The sequence below is a fragment of the Mesorhizobium sp. LSJC269B00 genome, assembly GCF_000502815.1.
Taxonomy (GTDB): Bacteria; Pseudomonadota; Alphaproteobacteria; order Rhizobiales; family Rhizobiaceae; genus Mesorhizobium.
On record NZ_AYVN01000005.1, the window covers coordinates 620,647 to 633,485 of the forward strand.

Consider the following 12,839-nt stretch of genomic DNA (forward strand, 5'->3'; position numbering starts at 1 on the left):
TTCTAGGCTTTGACCGCCGCCGCCATGCCCGAACTGGTAAGCGCCGCCGCCTTGACCAGACCGGCGGCAAGGGCGGCCCCTACCCCTTCGCCGTGGCTGATGCCGAGATCGAACAGCGGCCTGAGGCCGAGCCGCTCGGCGGCAAGCCTTTGGCCGGACTCCGGCGACAGACTGGCCAGCAGGCAATGGTCGAGCGCACCCGGGTTGGCGGCGTGCAGCACGGCAGCGGCGGCGGTCGCGGCGAAGCCGTCGAGCAGCACCCGGATTTTCTGCATCCGGGCGGCGAGGATAGCGCCGGCAATGGCCGCGAATTCGCGGCCGCCGACCCGGCGCAGTGCTTCCAGGGGGTCCTTCAGAGCCGCACCATGGAAGGCGACGGCTGCATCGACTACATCAGCCTTGCGCGCCTGCATGGCCGCGTCGGCACCGGAGCCGGGGCCGACCCAGTCGGCGCCGCTGCCGCCGAACAGGGCGGCGCACAAAGCCGCCGCAACGGTGGAGTTGCCGACGCCGAGATCGCCGAGGCAAATCAGATCGGAGCCACCGGCAATGGCTTCCATGCCGAAGGCCATGGTGGCGGCGCAGCCGCGTTCGTCGAGGGCGGCGTCCTCGGTGATGTCGGCGGTCGCAATGTGCAGCGCCAGGTCGAACACCTTGAGGCCAAGATTGTTGGCGACGCAAATCTGGTTGATTGCCGCACCGCCGGCGGCGCACAGCTCAACGGCGTTTGCGGTCTCAGCGACAGGGCGCGGCGAGATGCCGTGGCGGGTCACGCCATGGTTACCGGCGAAGATCGCCACCAGGGGCCGGTTTACCGCCGGCGGGGCGCGCCCGCTCCAGGCAGCAAGCCAGGCGGCGATGTCCTCAATGCGGCCAAGCGAGGCTTTCGGCTTGTCGGCCTTGGAAAACAGGGTGCGCACCCTGTTTTCCGCGACTGTATCGGCAGGCGGCAGGCTCGCCAGCAGATTGCGAAAGTCGTCGAAGGGCAGCGCGCTGGTCATGTCGGTCCTGATCATTCCCTGTGGTTGATCAGCGGCATAACCGCCTTGCCCGGCCGGCACAACTCCCCTCGACATTGGCGCGAAAGCGGTTGCCCGCGCCGCATTCCGAAGGGCTTGCATTGGCTTTGCCGTTGCACCATGTGGAGATGGAACGAGGGATTCCGGACGGAACCTTCAAGAGAAAGTCATGACGGCCATCGAATCCCCGTGCATCCTGGTCTGTTCGATCGACATGAAAACCGGCTTCTGCTTCGGCTGTGGCCGCACGCGCGATGAAATCGGCGCCTGGATGGGGATGACGCCGGAGGTACGCCGCAGCGTCATGGCCGAGTTGCCGGCCCGATTGGAAACGGTCGAGCGCCGGCCGCGCCGGGAAACACGCCGCAGCCGCATGGCGCGCGAGCGCGACGTCCTCTCTTGAGGCGGCAGGTCCAATGAACCGACTGTTCTGGATCGTGATGGCGGCAATCGGCCTCGGGCTGATGCTGCTGATGATCAACAACGACGCCGGCAGCACGTTCGGCATCGAGAATTACGATTTCAGCCGTCTGGTCTGGCTGGGGGCGATCGGCTTGCTGGTCAGCGCCGGCCTTGTCCGGTCCGGCAGGCCGCTCGGCGTCATGGCCCGCAATCTCGGCACGTGGGCCCTGATCGTGCTGGCGCTCGTCGCCGGCTACCAGTACCGCTACGAGTTGCAGGATTTCGCCAGCCGGGTGACGGCGGGCCTCGTTCCCGGCAGCCCGCTGGCGCTCGGCGTCGAGGACGGCCATGCCACCGTGACCCTGGACAAGGCCGGCAGCGGCCATTTCGAGGCCCGCATCACGATCAACGGCGCGCCGATCCGCACCGTCGTCGATACCGGCGCGACCAGTACAGTGCTCACCGCCGAAGACGCGCAGGCGGCCGGCTTCAATCCGGCCGCGCTGAGCTTCACCGTCCCGGTCTCGACCGCCAATGGCATGGCACGCGCCGCTTCGGTGCGCACCGACGAACTGGCGATCGGCGGCATCGTGCGCAAGAACATGCAGGTGATGGTCGCCGCGCCCGGCGCGCTCAGCCAGAGCCTGCTCGGCATGAACTTCATCGGTTCCCTGTCGGGTTTCGACGTGCGCGGCGACCGGATGATTCTGCGCGACTGAACTGCTTAAGCGGCCTTTTCAACACGGTCGAAATCGACGGCAGCGAACGCTGCCTTCAGCACATCCGGTCCGGCGCCGGGTTTCGTCGCGTCGGTGGACAGTATCTGCCGGAAGCGGCGCGCGCCCGGCAGGCCGTGGAACAGCCCGACCATGTGGCGGGTGACGTGGCCGAGCCGCCCGCCCTGCTCGATATGCCGCGCGGCGTAGTCGGCCATCGTGTCGATCAGCGCGGCAAAATCGTAGGCGCCGGCCTTGTCGCCGTAGAATGCCGCGTCGACGCCGGCCAGGATGCCTGGCGTGTGGTAGGCGGCGCGGCCAAGCATGGCGCCATCGACATGATCGAGGTGGCGAGCCGCCTCTTCGAGCGATTGAACGCCGCCGTTGATGCCGATGAATTTGTTCGATTTTCCCGCTTTGAGGCGATAGACCCTGTCATAGTCGAGCGGCGGGATGTCGCGATTTTCCTTCGGGCTCAGACCCTCCAGCCAAGCCTTGCGCGCATGCACCCACAGCGCGTCGGCGCCGGCCGCGAAAACGCCGTCGGCCAGCGCGTCGAGCGCGGGCTCCGGATCCTGCTCGTCGACGCCGATGCGGCATTTGACCGTCACCGGGATTTTCACCGCCGCCTTCATCGCCGCCACACAATCGGCGACGAGGTCAGGCACTTTCATCAGGCAGGCGCCGAACGTGCCGGACTGGACGCGGTCGGACGGACAGCCGACATTGAGATTGATCTCGTCGTAGCCGAAGCCCTCGCCGATGCGCGCCGCCTCGGCCAGCTTTTGCGGATCGGAGCCGCCGAGCTGCAGTGCCACCGGATGTTCGGTCTCGTCAAAACCAAGCAGCCGCTCGCGCGCACCATGGATGACAGCGTCCGCCACCACCATTTCGGTGTAGAGCAGCGCACGCCGCGTCAACTGGCGGTGGAAGAACCGGCAATGCCGGTCGGTCCAGTCCATCATGGGTGCAATAGCCAGTCTATGATCTTGATTTTTCAGCATTTTTTCTTTAACATCAAATCGTTAGAGCAGCCCGAGTGCACGCGAATTTACGCCAGAATACGACCCTTTTCGCCACGTTTCGATCTCTCAGTGCACACGGAGCGCACACGAGAAAATGGCCACCTACACAAAACTCTCGTCCGGTTCATGGCGTGTCCAAGTCCGTCGCAAGGGTCGCTACGTTAGCGAGACCTTTCTGCGCCGAGACGACGCCAGGCGCTGGGCAACCTAAACCGAGCGCCAAGTCGATCGCGGTGAGACGCCGACCAAGTCCGTATAGCGCGCCTGAAAACTTTCGGCGAACCCATCGACCTTCATATCGACGACATGTGCGATGTAGGCAAGTCCCCTCGCCGCTCCAAGGCCGCAGCCCTCGATATGCTCCAAAGACATCTGGGGAAGTGCAACATAGCTGCCCTTGATCGCGAACGGCTCATTCGTTTTGGTCGCGACCGGGCCGCCCAAGGTGCCGGACCGATGACGCTCGGCATCGACATCACCTAGGGAAAGTCGTTGAGCGTCGTTCCTGGATGATCTGCCTGGTCGTGATCGCGACAGCCGCTGGCGAGAGCCGCCAAACTCGCATGAGATTGTCTGAAGCGGAGGACCATCCATGGAAGGACCCATTTCGAGCTATTTTGCATCGATTGAACCCGTGGGCCCCTGACGTTTTTCTGGACCGCTTGCTGCATCCGGCGCGGCATTTCAAACATCCCCACGACGTTTTGGCCGATGTTGCCCTGGACGCTCAGGAGAAGCGCGCCATTCTTTCGTCATGGGCATCGGATGCCTGCGCCGTAGAATCCGTGCCAGCGCTTCGCATGCTGCCGGGAGCGGGTGAACCGGTCAGCTTCGACACGATCATGGATGCGTTGCAACAGTTGGATCAATCGGATGAGCGTGCCGGTCCTGACTGCAGTGACAGCGCGGCAGTGGCCGCGTTCGTACCATTCGTCGATCGGATTTAAGGGCGACGTAGCTGTTCTTGCACCATGGACCGTCGGCGAGTGACCCCGCCGGCGGGAGGGATGTGGCATCGGTGAGTTCGCCCAGATTGCCGATGAAAATTTTCCTATTCTTCCTCTTGAAGGTGCACGTCGCGATTCTAAATGATGGTCGCCGGCCGCCCAATGGGGCCGGCAACACCAGGAGGCGGCAAGGCTCTTGGCGCCTTCTGTTGTCCATGTTGCTCAAGGAGGATGTGGCTATCAAGACAAACCTCGATTTTACCCCTCTATACCGGTCCAGCATCGGCTTCGACCGCATGGTCGACATGCTTGAAAGTGCGAACCGTGTGGCCTCGTTCGACAACTGGCCGCCCTACGATATCGCCAAGGTTGATGATGATCAGTATCGCATCACGATGGCGGTCGCCGGTTTCTCGCAGGACCAGCTGACCGTCACCCACCAGCCCAACATGCTGGTTGTGAGCGGGTCGCAATCCGGCGATGAGAACGGCCGGTATCTGTACCGCGGCATCAACGGGCGCGCTTTCGAGCGTCGGTTCGAACTGGCCGATCATGTCAAAGTCGAGGGCGCCAGCCTTGAGAACGGGCTGCTGAGCATCGATCTCAAGCGCGAGGTTCCCGAGGAGATGAAACCGCGCAAGATCGAAATCTCCAGCGGGGCTCCCATGCCGAAGATCGAGGCGCCCAAGGTCGAGACCGACAAGCTGGCCGCCTGAGCAATCCACCATGAAGGCTTTCGCTTGAGCCGGGCGTCCCGCCCGACTCAGAGACCTACAAAAGGAGAAAGACAATGAGCGTACGTGACTTGATCCCATGGGGCCGGGGCAACGGAAACTCGGCGCCCAGTCTCTTCCCCGACGGAAATCGAGACCCCTTCGTCTCCCTCCACCGGGAGGTAAACCGGCTGTTCGATGACGCCTTCCGCAGCTTTGGCGCCAGACTGCCGGCCTTCGGTCCCTCTTTCGCCGCCAGTTGGCCGAGTGTCGAAATCTCCGACACGGACAAGGAAGTCCGCGTCACGGCGGAAATACCTGGCCTGGACGAGAGCGACATAGAAGTCCTGCTGGAAAATGGGGCGCTCAAGCTTAAAGGCGAGAAGCGTTCCGAGACCGAGGACAAGGACCGGCAGTTCTCCGAGCGCTTCTACGGTCGCTTCGAGCGCCTCATTCCGCTCGGCTACGAGGTTGAAGAAGACAAGGTCAACGCCGCCTTCAAGAACGGGGTGCTGACCGTGACGTTGCCCAAGACCGAGCGGGCGCAGGCGAAGGCCAAGCGGATCGCAATCAACGGGAAGAACTGACGGATGCAGTATGGGTGGCGGCCCTTACGGCCGCTGCCCGTGCGACCCTTCATAACGGGAGGGACAGGCAATGGAGACAGTTCAAAGCAGCGACAACAGAACCCTAACCAAGACGTCCGTCCGGCCGGACAATGACAATCGGCCTCGTCTAGACGGGCCGGCTTTGTCAATGGGACGGTCAGTGTTTCCGGACGGCGCAACGGCGCGGATCTACCAGCCATGCCGCCCGGCCATGACAAAGCCCCGCAAGGCCTGGCGATTGGTCTTCGAACGCCGCACAGCCCCGTTCATCGAGCCGCTGATGGGCTATACCGGTGGCCGGGACACCCTGACCCAGGTTGAACTGAACTTTCCGACGCTGCAAGCGGCGATCCGTTATGCCGAGCGTCAAGGCCTCAACTATGTCGTGCAGGCTGCACCTCCTGCTTCCCAGGCCAAGGTCACGCGCCAGCATGCATCGGAGGAGAAACAGGCCTTTTCCGACCTGGTTTGGCAGCGGCTGCAGTTGGCTTGGCTCCAGGCAAGCCACGGCTATGGCGCCGGTGCACAGGCAGCGCACATACAGACGGCGCTTTCGGAGCCCGAGACATTCTACGCCTCTCCGATGGAGGTTGTGGATGACCCAGTGCTAGCACCCGACGAGAAACGCGCCGTGCTCAAGAACTGGGCCTGGAACGAGTATCTGATCGACATGGCCACCGCCGAAGGCATGCCGGAAAATGCACGCCCGTCGCGATTGGACGAGGCCGAACTCGCTTTGCTGGCCTTGGAAGCCCGAAACCGGGGCTTCCAGACCAGGACCAGCCCGGTGCACTCCCGGATAGCCGCATGATGAGGCAAGAATGAACCCACTGATCGTCTTCGACGCCCAACGGACCATCCCGAAACCCTTCCCGCTTGCGGTCGCGGCAGCGGGCGGGCGCGCGCCGACAACTTTCCCAATGCGTGGGCGCCCGATTGCGCCTCGGCAGAACTCGGCCCAGTTGTTAGGATCGCGCTGATATGGACTCCAATGAATTGGCGACAGAGGTTCCTATGTATCAATCCTTCAACGGCTCCGCCCATCCCCTGGCACCGAAAGAGATCGCGATCGCTGCCGTCCCCGAAGACGAGCGTGTCTGGGTCCCACAGGCTAAGGGCGTGTGGTTCCGACCACTTATGCTCAACACAATGCAAGGCCAGTGGTGCAATCTGCTCCGCGTACGCCGGGCCGGGATATTAAGCCGTCATCTGCATCCGGCCCCCGTGCATGGCTATGTGATCAAGGGGCGTTGGCACTATCTTGAACACGACTGGATGGCAGAGACCGGATCTTACGTTTTCGAGCCGCCCGGTGAAATCCACACGCTCACGGTTCCAAGCGACGTGCCCGAGATGATCACCTTCTTCAACATTTCCGGCTGCATGGTTTACCTGGACAAGGATAACAAGCAGATTGGTTTCGAGGACGTTTTCACCAAGATCGACATGTGCAGAAATCACTATGCGAGCGTGGGTCTCGGTGACGATTTCGTCGATCAATTCGTACGGTAGACATCCGCCCGTTTGCCTTCCGCTGCGGTGAGTTCGCGGTCCGCCACAGAGGCGAAACGAGGAGATATTGGTGACCGACTCCATATGGGCCATGCCCTTCTTCGCGGGCAAGACCGTCGTCATTACCGGAGGCACGACAGGTATCGGAAACGGCATCGCCATGGCGTTCGCCGAGGCCGGGGCAATTGTCCACGCGACGGGGGCCACGGCCGCCGAGGTAGCGGCCGCTCGTGCATACGGCACCGCCGTCTCGTATTCAGTACTCGACGTCCGGGACATGACTGCGGTCGAAGGATATTCCAGTCAGTTCACATCCGTTGCAGCGCTCGTAAATTGCGCAGGGGTAAACCTGCGCGCCGCCGAATTCACTGTCCAGGGTTTCGAAACGGTGGTCGATATCAATCTCACCGGCTCCATGCGGAGTGCGAGCGCGTTCCGAGGGGCACTCTCGAACGGGGGCGCCATCGTCAACATCGCCTCGATGTTCGCGTTTTTCGGCGCGGCTCATGCCCCGGCTTACGCCGCATCCAAGGGCGCCATCGTGCAACTTACCAAGTCGCTCGCCATCGCCTATGCCGGGGATGGCATCCGCGTAAACGCATTGGCGCCTGGCTGGATCGAGACCGCCATGACCGCCGCGCCACGGGCCGATCCAGCTCGCAACGCGGAATTGATGAAACGCACTCCGATGGGTCGCTGGGGTACGCCGGGCGACCTGACCGGCCCCGCCTTGTTCTTGTGTTCGCCGCTCGCGGGATTCATCACTGGGGCAATTTTGCCGGTTGACGGTGGCTATCTCATTGCGTGAGGCGTTGGCTATGCTGCGCGACCGATCTCCAAGCCTGTGTCGTCGAGATCAAGATCGAACGCGACCAATCGACCATGCCTGACCGCAATTGCCGCCACCAACTCCGCAAGCTCGCCATCCGTATGCTCGCAAAAAGCTGCCTGTTTCCTGACAATCGTGACCGCATCCCGGGTCGATACGACAGAGAACGGCCTCCGGGATCTCACGAATGATTCCGCAACCTCCGCGACGGATGAAGCTCGGTCAAAATTATCTTGCATACTTGCACCTCTGTACGACGCTAGCCCAAGCTCGGCCCGCGCAAATTGTTCCCATTGGCCTAATGCAGCCTGGTTAGCATCCGGCTTGGGCTCCTTTGTGAGCGAAGGCCGGGAGCAACGCTACATGGCCGTCGCCGTCTGCCTTGGACAGTGGGCTGGACGCATTCGTCTCCACTCAACGAAAGGTCACGCCATCGGCCAGTCTCACTACATGCTTCAAATGCGAACACGAGCCCGACGCTAGAGACGAGGAGGATCGAATTGTCCAAGCCGCTCGCCAAAGTTTCCGATCCTCGGATCACCGCAGTTCCCGCGCAACAAGTCGCCGGGAGACCTGTTTGCTCGCGTTGATTGCGGTCGACTGACTCCTGGCTCATTCGCCGCCTCGCCGGCTGGCTCCGGTCGGCCGGCTTCGTCCGTCTTCGTCATCGCTGGCCGGCGGACGATCCAATCCACCAAACCGGCTTCGGTCTCCTCGCAGGCCACGAATTCGCGCACCAGACTTCGCGCCAGCTCGCGCCATTGACACTCGGGCACGTTCATCTCCGCGATCAGATCTCGGCATGCAGCGCGTATGATGTCGGCATCGAAGGCTGACACGGCGACAGGACCACGGTCTGCATTCTTTGCTCGAGCAGTGTCGTCGCCCTGACGTTCGCGAAAGCGCCTCAGCACCTCGCGCGATGCGGCGATCGCTTGTCGGGTTTGACTCATAGCCTCGTAAAATCCAACTTCGCGGACCAGTGAGCGGTGCCGTGATAGAATGAAGTCCTCCATAACCGCATGCGCAGTGTCCGTACGCGTTGCAACCATCGCCGCCTCCCTGCAGGCGCACCCAATGCTTGCAGCTTCTGCCGGTGTTCGGGCGGCCGCCTGCATTTGTCGTGTCGCTGCTATGATCGCGTGAGTTAAAGCCGGTGAAGCGTCGCTGCAATTACAAATGTAAGTGTGGCATCCGATAAGTGGTATGCCCGCTGGCTGCGGCGGCGGCGAGTTCGTTCTTCAGACGGTCGAAGTCTTCCTCGGCGAAGCGCTCTCCTCGTTGCCGGAACGAGGAAGCAGGATCTGGACAAAATGCATGCGGCCGTGCCGCCGTTCAGGGGGCGCTATTGGCGAAAATCCGCCAATTTCCGCCAGTCGAAGACAACGCCCACTCCAGGCTCGTCGGGTGCTATCGCCAAACCATCCTGAAGCCTCAGCGGCTCAGTGGTGTAATGGTCAATATCAAAACTATGCGCCTCCACCCAGCCGGCATTTGTCTGACCTGCAACGAGGCTGACATGAAGTTCCTGCATCCCGTGACTGCAGACCGGAATGCCAGCCTTGCGTGAGAGCGCTGCCACGCGCAGCCAGCCCGTGACCCCGCCGCAGTTGGAGGCGTCGGGTTGGATGTAGGCGAGATTCGACCAAGCGAAGGCATGCTCGAACTCCTCGATGACATGCAGGTTTTCTCCCATTGCCAAGGGCATTCCGGTCGCCTTGGCAATGCTGGCGTAACCCTCATAGTCGTCGGGTATGATGGGCTCCTCGAACCACAGCAGATCGTAAGCGGCGAATGCTCTCGCTGCCTCGATCGCTCGCGGGACGTCGAGCGCGTAGTTCGCGTCAACCATAAAGGTGACATGAGGTCCTATGCGCTCGCGAACTGCCTTCACCCGGGCCACATCCTCGGCCAGGTCGTCCTTGCCGACCTTGATCTTCACCCCGGTGAAGCCGGCATTGAGATAGGAATCGATGCTGGCCAAAAGCTGATCGAGGGTAAAGTTTAGGTCGATGCCGCCGCGATAGGCCTTGGCGCTCTTCCCGGCCCCGCCCGCCATCTGCCAAAGCGGCAGGCCGCTACGCCGGCCCTTGAGGTCCCACAACGCGATGTCGATCGCCGATATCGCGAAAGAAGCGATGCCGCCGCGCCCGACATAGTGGATGTGCCAGAGCATGCCGTCGTAGATCGTGTCGATTTGCGTTGCGTCGCGAGCCTTGAGGAACGGCGCGAGGTCGTGATCGATCATTGCCTTGATGGCATAGCCGCCCTTGCCGCCGGTGTAGGTGTAGCCTGTGCCCTCGGTGCCGTCGGCAAGCCTCAGCGTGACGGTCACCAGCTCGAAATGCGTGTGCGCGCCGTGCTTGGCATCGGTCATCACCTCACGCAGTGGGACCCGGAACAGCCGGGTCTCGACTTCCTTGATTTCGGTGCGGCTCATGCTGCGCTCCATTCAGGTTTTTTCATCGGACCATAATTGCACCGGCAGCGCTGACTGGCAACAACGTGGCTGATCTTTCAGCGCTTCTGAAGCCAATCTGTCATTTTTGGTCCTACAAAAGCATCAATCCGCTTGTGCTTTGGTCCGATTTACCTTCTAATAACAGGACCATCTGGGAGGAAAAAGGCTTGCTGGATACGGAAGAGCATCCTGAGATGCCCGCGGCTATTCTCGCCGCCCGCGCGGCCGACGCGATGGTGGCCGGCATAGAGGCCGACATCACGTCCGGAAGGCTTGGCGACGGCAGCTACCTGCCGGCCGAGCGCGAACTGATGATCGAGTATGGTGTCGGCCGGGGCGTTGTGCGTGAGGCGATTGCGCGCCTGGCCAGCCGCGGCCTGGTGGAAGCGCGTCCGCGGTTCCGGCCCGTGGCGCGCCGGCCTGGCCTGGATGCCGCGCTCGGCGCCCTCGACGGCATCGTAGGACATCTGCTGAGCGACCAGGCGGGCGTGAAGAACCTCTACGACATGCGCGTCTTCCTCGAGGCGTCGCTGGCGCGCAACGCCGCCATCCATGCCCGCAAGGATGACATCGCAGCCCTGAGGGCGGCGCTGGCGATGAACGAGGCGGCGATCCCGGATTCCGAGAAATTCTATGCGACGGACGTGGCGTTCCACGCAGCGCTCTATGACATCGCGCGCAACCCGGTGCTGCCTGTCGTGCACAAGGCATTTACCGCCTGGCTGTCGCCGCATTGGATGCGCATGCCACGGTCGCCAGAGCGCAACCGCGTGAATTTCCTCAGCCATCGTGAAATCTGCACGGCCATCATTGAGCGAGATCCTGACGGCGCCGAGCGGGCGCTGCTCAACCACCTCTCGGCGGCCTGGGAGTATGTCCGCGGTACATTCGAAAGCCGTGAGGCGCCGGAAGCATGACGCAGTCCTACGACCATATCGTGGTGGGCGGCGGAGCAGCCGGCTGCGTCGCGGCGGCAAGGCTTGTCAAAGCGGGACGGCGAACCCTGCTGCTGGAGGCCGGCCATTCCCATCATCATCCCTTGCTCGACATGCCGCCCGGCATCTTCAAGATGATCAACGGCTCGAAATTCATGCGCTATCACCGCACCGAGCCGCAGGCCCATCTCGACGGCCGCGTCCATGAAATCTCGCAAGGCAACGTGCTGGGCGGCGGCACCTCGGTCAACGCCCAGGTCTACATGCGAGGCCGCTCGGCCGATTATGAGGAGTGGGACGAGCTGCTGCGCGGCAACACTGCCGGCGTACGCTGGAACTGGCAGGCGGTGCTGCCGCATTTCACCGGCATGGAGGGAAACAACCGCCTCGGCGGCGAACTGCATGGAAGCGAAGGTCCGCTGCTGGTCTCGGATCCAGGCCACATCGATGATGTTTCCCGTTGGTTCGTCCAGGCCGTCCAAGGCCTTGGATTGCCGTACAACCATGACTTCAACGGACCGTCGCAGCGCGGGGTCGGCTTCTACCAGTTCATGAACCGGCGGGGAAAGCGAAGCAGCGCCGCCTATGCCTTCATCGAGCCGCTGACGAATGATCCCAAGCTGACGCTGAAACTCAATTGCACAGTCAGCCGGCTGCTGATCGAAAACGGTCGGGTCACCGGCGTCGTCTATTCGGATGCGTCGGGCGCCGAGCATACCGTCCATGCAGATGCCGACGTGATCGTCTCGTCCGGTGCCCTCGTCTCGCCGAAACTGCTCATGCTGTCCGGCATCGGCCCCGCCGAGGCGCTTGCCGGGCACGGCATTTCCTGCGTCGCCGACCTGCCCGGGGTCGGCGAAAACCTGATCGACCATCCGGAGGTGCCGATCATCGCCACCGCAAACGGCCCATACGGCTATTTCAGGCAGGGCCAAGGCTGGAGGATGATCAGGAACGGCCTGCATTTCAAGCTCTTCGGCACCGGCACGATCCTGTCAGCGGGGGTGGAGGCCGGAGCCTTCGTCAATCCGGCCGATCCCGAGGGCGAACCGACGATCCAGGCCTTCTGCGTACCGCACGTCTATCTGGACCGCGATATCCTGACCTTGGTCGAGAACACCTATGGGCTTACCGTGACGACAGTGGTGGTGAAGCCAAAGTCGCGCGGTTTCGTGAGGCTGCGTTCGGCGGATCCGAAGGACATGCCGATCGTTTCGCCGAACCTCCTTAAACATCCCGACGACATGAGGGAAATGATCTCCGGCCAGCGTTATTTCCTGCAGGCTTTTCAGACCAAGCCGCTCGCCGATCGGGTCAAGGCCATTGCCGTGCCAAGCCAGGATGATCTCAGCGACGAAGCCATGACAAAGCATTGCAAGCGCTTTGTGAAGACCAACTACCACCCGGCCGGGACATGCCGGATGGGCTCGGACAGCGACCGGATGGCGGTGCTGGACGCGGCGCTGCGCGTGCGCGGAATAGACAATCTGCGGGTTGCCGACATGTCGGCCTGCCCCAACATCAATGCCGGCAATACGGCGGCGCCCGCCATGATGCTGGGCGACCGCTGCGCCGACTTCATTTTGGAGGCGGCATAGCGCCTGACCCAGCTTGCCAACGGCGTCATCGCCGAAGCCGTCAAGGCCGATATCGTGAGGAAATTACACAGTCG

General features: G+C 62.5%; 15 protein-coding genes. 10 read left to right on the forward strand and 5 right to left on the reverse strand.

Going from position 1 to position 12,839, the window contains the following annotated elements:
• Nucleotides 1-2: 2 nt before the first annotated feature.
• Nucleotides 3-1,001, reverse strand: coding sequence for a nicotinate-nucleotide--dimethylbenzimidazole phosphoribosyltransferase (locus X771_RS148815; RefSeq protein ID WP_023688518.1), 999 nt, complete (start codon nucleotides 999-1,001; stop codon nucleotides 3-5).
• 187 nt (nucleotides 1,002-1,188) lie between these two features.
• On the opposite strand from X771_RS148815, the gene X771_RS148810 reads away from it, so the two are divergent.
• Nucleotides 1,189-1,422 carry a DUF1289 domain-containing protein gene (locus tag X771_RS148810; protein ID WP_023824914.1) on the forward strand — a complete coding sequence of 78 codons (234 nt, stop codon included), beginning with the start codon at nucleotides 1,189-1,191 and terminating at the stop codon, nucleotides 1,420-1,422.
• Between the two features lie 13 nt (nucleotides 1,423-1,435).
• Nucleotides 1,436-2,140, forward strand: a complete 705-nt coding sequence (locus X771_RS148805; RefSeq protein ID WP_023688519.1) for a TIGR02281 family clan AA aspartic protease — start codon at nucleotides 1,436-1,438, stop codon at nucleotides 2,138-2,140.
• A gap of 5 nt (nucleotides 2,141-2,145) precedes the next feature.
• Here X771_RS148805 and dusA read toward each other — a convergent pair whose 3' ends face one another.
• Nucleotides 2,146-3,141, reverse strand: coding sequence for a tRNA dihydrouridine(20/20a) synthase DusA (gene dusA / locus X771_RS148800; RefSeq protein ID WP_023688520.1), 996 nt, complete (start codon nucleotides 3,139-3,141; stop codon nucleotides 2,146-2,148).
• 228 nt (nucleotides 3,142-3,369) lie between these two features.
• On the reverse strand, nucleotides 3,370-3,606 hold the full coding sequence (locus X771_RS1000000168170) for a hypothetical protein (protein ID WP_023688521.1): 237 nt from the start codon (nucleotides 3,604-3,606) through the stop codon (nucleotides 3,370-3,372).
• A gap of 65 nt (nucleotides 3,607-3,671) precedes the next feature.
• Between X771_RS1000000168170 and X771_RS0134230 the strand changes: the two genes are divergently transcribed.
• The 6 genes from X771_RS0134230 (at nucleotide 3,672) to X771_RS148770 (ending at nucleotide 7,750) form a co-directional block, all read left to right on the forward strand.
• Nucleotides 3,672-4,109, forward strand: coding sequence for a hypothetical protein (locus X771_RS0134230; RefSeq protein WP_245262635.1), 438 nt, complete (start codon nucleotides 3,672-3,674; stop codon nucleotides 4,107-4,109).
• Between the two features lie 239 nt (nucleotides 4,110-4,348).
• Nucleotides 4,349-4,825 (forward strand): Hsp20 family protein, encoded by a 477-nt coding sequence (locus X771_RS148790; protein ID WP_023688523.1) that lies wholly within the window; start codon nucleotides 4,349-4,351, stop codon nucleotides 4,823-4,825.
• Between the two features lie 74 nt (nucleotides 4,826-4,899).
• Nucleotides 4,900-5,409, forward strand: a complete 510-nt coding sequence (locus X771_RS148785; protein WP_023688524.1) for an Hsp20/alpha crystallin family protein — start codon at nucleotides 4,900-4,902, stop codon at nucleotides 5,407-5,409.
• 181 nt (nucleotides 5,410-5,590) lie between these two features.
• Entirely contained in the window at nucleotides 5,591-6,241 is a 651-nt protein-coding gene (locus tag X771_RS148780) for an NADH dehydrogenase ubiquinone Fe-S protein 4 (protein WP_245262637.1), read from the forward strand.
• Nucleotides 6,242-6,444: 203 nt separating this feature from the next.
• Nucleotides 6,445-6,942, forward strand: a complete 498-nt coding sequence (locus X771_RS148775) for a 2,4'-dihydroxyacetophenone dioxygenase family protein (protein ID WP_023688526.1) — start codon at nucleotides 6,445-6,447, stop codon at nucleotides 6,940-6,942.
• A 70-nt stretch (nucleotides 6,943-7,012) separates the two neighbouring features.
• Nucleotides 7,013-7,750: an SDR family oxidoreductase gene (locus X771_RS148770; RefSeq protein ID WP_245262639.1), complete on the forward strand. Its 738-nt coding sequence runs from the start codon at nucleotides 7,013-7,015 to the stop codon at nucleotides 7,748-7,750.
• Between the two features lie 500 nt (nucleotides 7,751-8,250).
• Here X771_RS148770 and X771_RS1000000166845 read toward each other — a convergent pair whose 3' ends face one another.
• Both X771_RS1000000166845 and X771_RS148755 read right to left on the reverse strand, forming a co-directional pair.
• Entirely contained in the window at nucleotides 8,251-8,823 is a 573-nt protein-coding gene (locus X771_RS1000000166845; protein WP_198025836.1) for a hypothetical protein, read from the reverse strand.
• Between the two features lie 293 nt (nucleotides 8,824-9,116).
• On the reverse strand, nucleotides 9,117-10,211 hold the full coding sequence (locus tag X771_RS148755; protein WP_023688530.1) for a mandelate racemase/muconate lactonizing enzyme family protein: 1,095 nt from the start codon (nucleotides 10,209-10,211) through the stop codon (nucleotides 9,117-9,119).
• Between the two features lie 188 nt (nucleotides 10,212-10,399).
• Here X771_RS148755 and X771_RS148750 point away from each other — a divergent pair, with 188 nt between their 5' ends.
• Nucleotides 10,400-11,149, forward strand: coding sequence for an FCD domain-containing protein (locus X771_RS148750; protein WP_023688531.1), 750 nt, complete (start codon nucleotides 10,400-10,402; stop codon nucleotides 11,147-11,149).
• Entirely contained in the window at nucleotides 11,146-12,765 is a 1,620-nt protein-coding gene (locus X771_RS148745; protein ID WP_023688532.1) for a GMC family oxidoreductase, read from the forward strand. The genes X771_RS148750 and X771_RS148745 overlap by 4 nt, the downstream gene beginning before the upstream one ends.
• Nucleotides 12,766-12,839: the final 74 nt, after the last annotated feature.

Bases quoted from the DNA above. Each gene is read 5' to 3' on its own strand.
- X771_RS0134230 (WP_245262635.1), top strand. From the start codon at position 3,672: ATGATCTGCCTGGTCGTGATCGCGACAGCCGCTGGCGAGAGCCGCCAA.
- X771_RS148805 (WP_023688519.1), top strand. From the start codon at position 1,436: ATGAACCGACTGTTCTGGATCGTGATGGCGGCAATCGGCCTCGGGCTG.
- X771_RS148755 (WP_023688530.1), bottom strand. From the start codon at position 10,211: ATGAGCCGCACCGAAATCAAGGAAGTCGAGACCCGGCTGTTCCGGGTC.
- X771_RS148785 (WP_023688524.1), top strand. From the start codon at position 4,900: ATGAGCGTACGTGACTTGATCCCATGGGGCCGGGGCAACGGAAACTCG.
- X771_RS148815 (WP_023688518.1), bottom strand. From the start codon at position 1,001: ATGACCAGCGCGCTGCCCTTCGACGACTTTCGCAATCTGCTGGCGAGC.
- X771_RS148810 (WP_023824914.1), top strand. From the start codon at position 1,189: ATGACGGCCATCGAATCCCCGTGCATCCTGGTCTGTTCGATCGACATG.
- X771_RS148775 (WP_023688526.1), top strand. From the start codon at position 6,445: ATGTATCAATCCTTCAACGGCTCCGCCCATCCCCTGGCACCGAAAGAG.
- X771_RS148745 (WP_023688532.1), top strand. From the start codon at position 11,146: ATGACGCAGTCCTACGACCATATCGTGGTGGGCGGCGGAGCAGCCGGC.
- dusA (WP_023688520.1), bottom strand. From the start codon at position 3,141: ATGCTGAAAAATCAAGATCATAGACTGGCTATTGCACCCATGATGGAC.
- X771_RS1000000166845 (WP_198025836.1), bottom strand. From the start codon at position 8,823: ATGGTTGCAACGCGTACGGACACTGCGCATGCGGTTATGGAGGACTTC.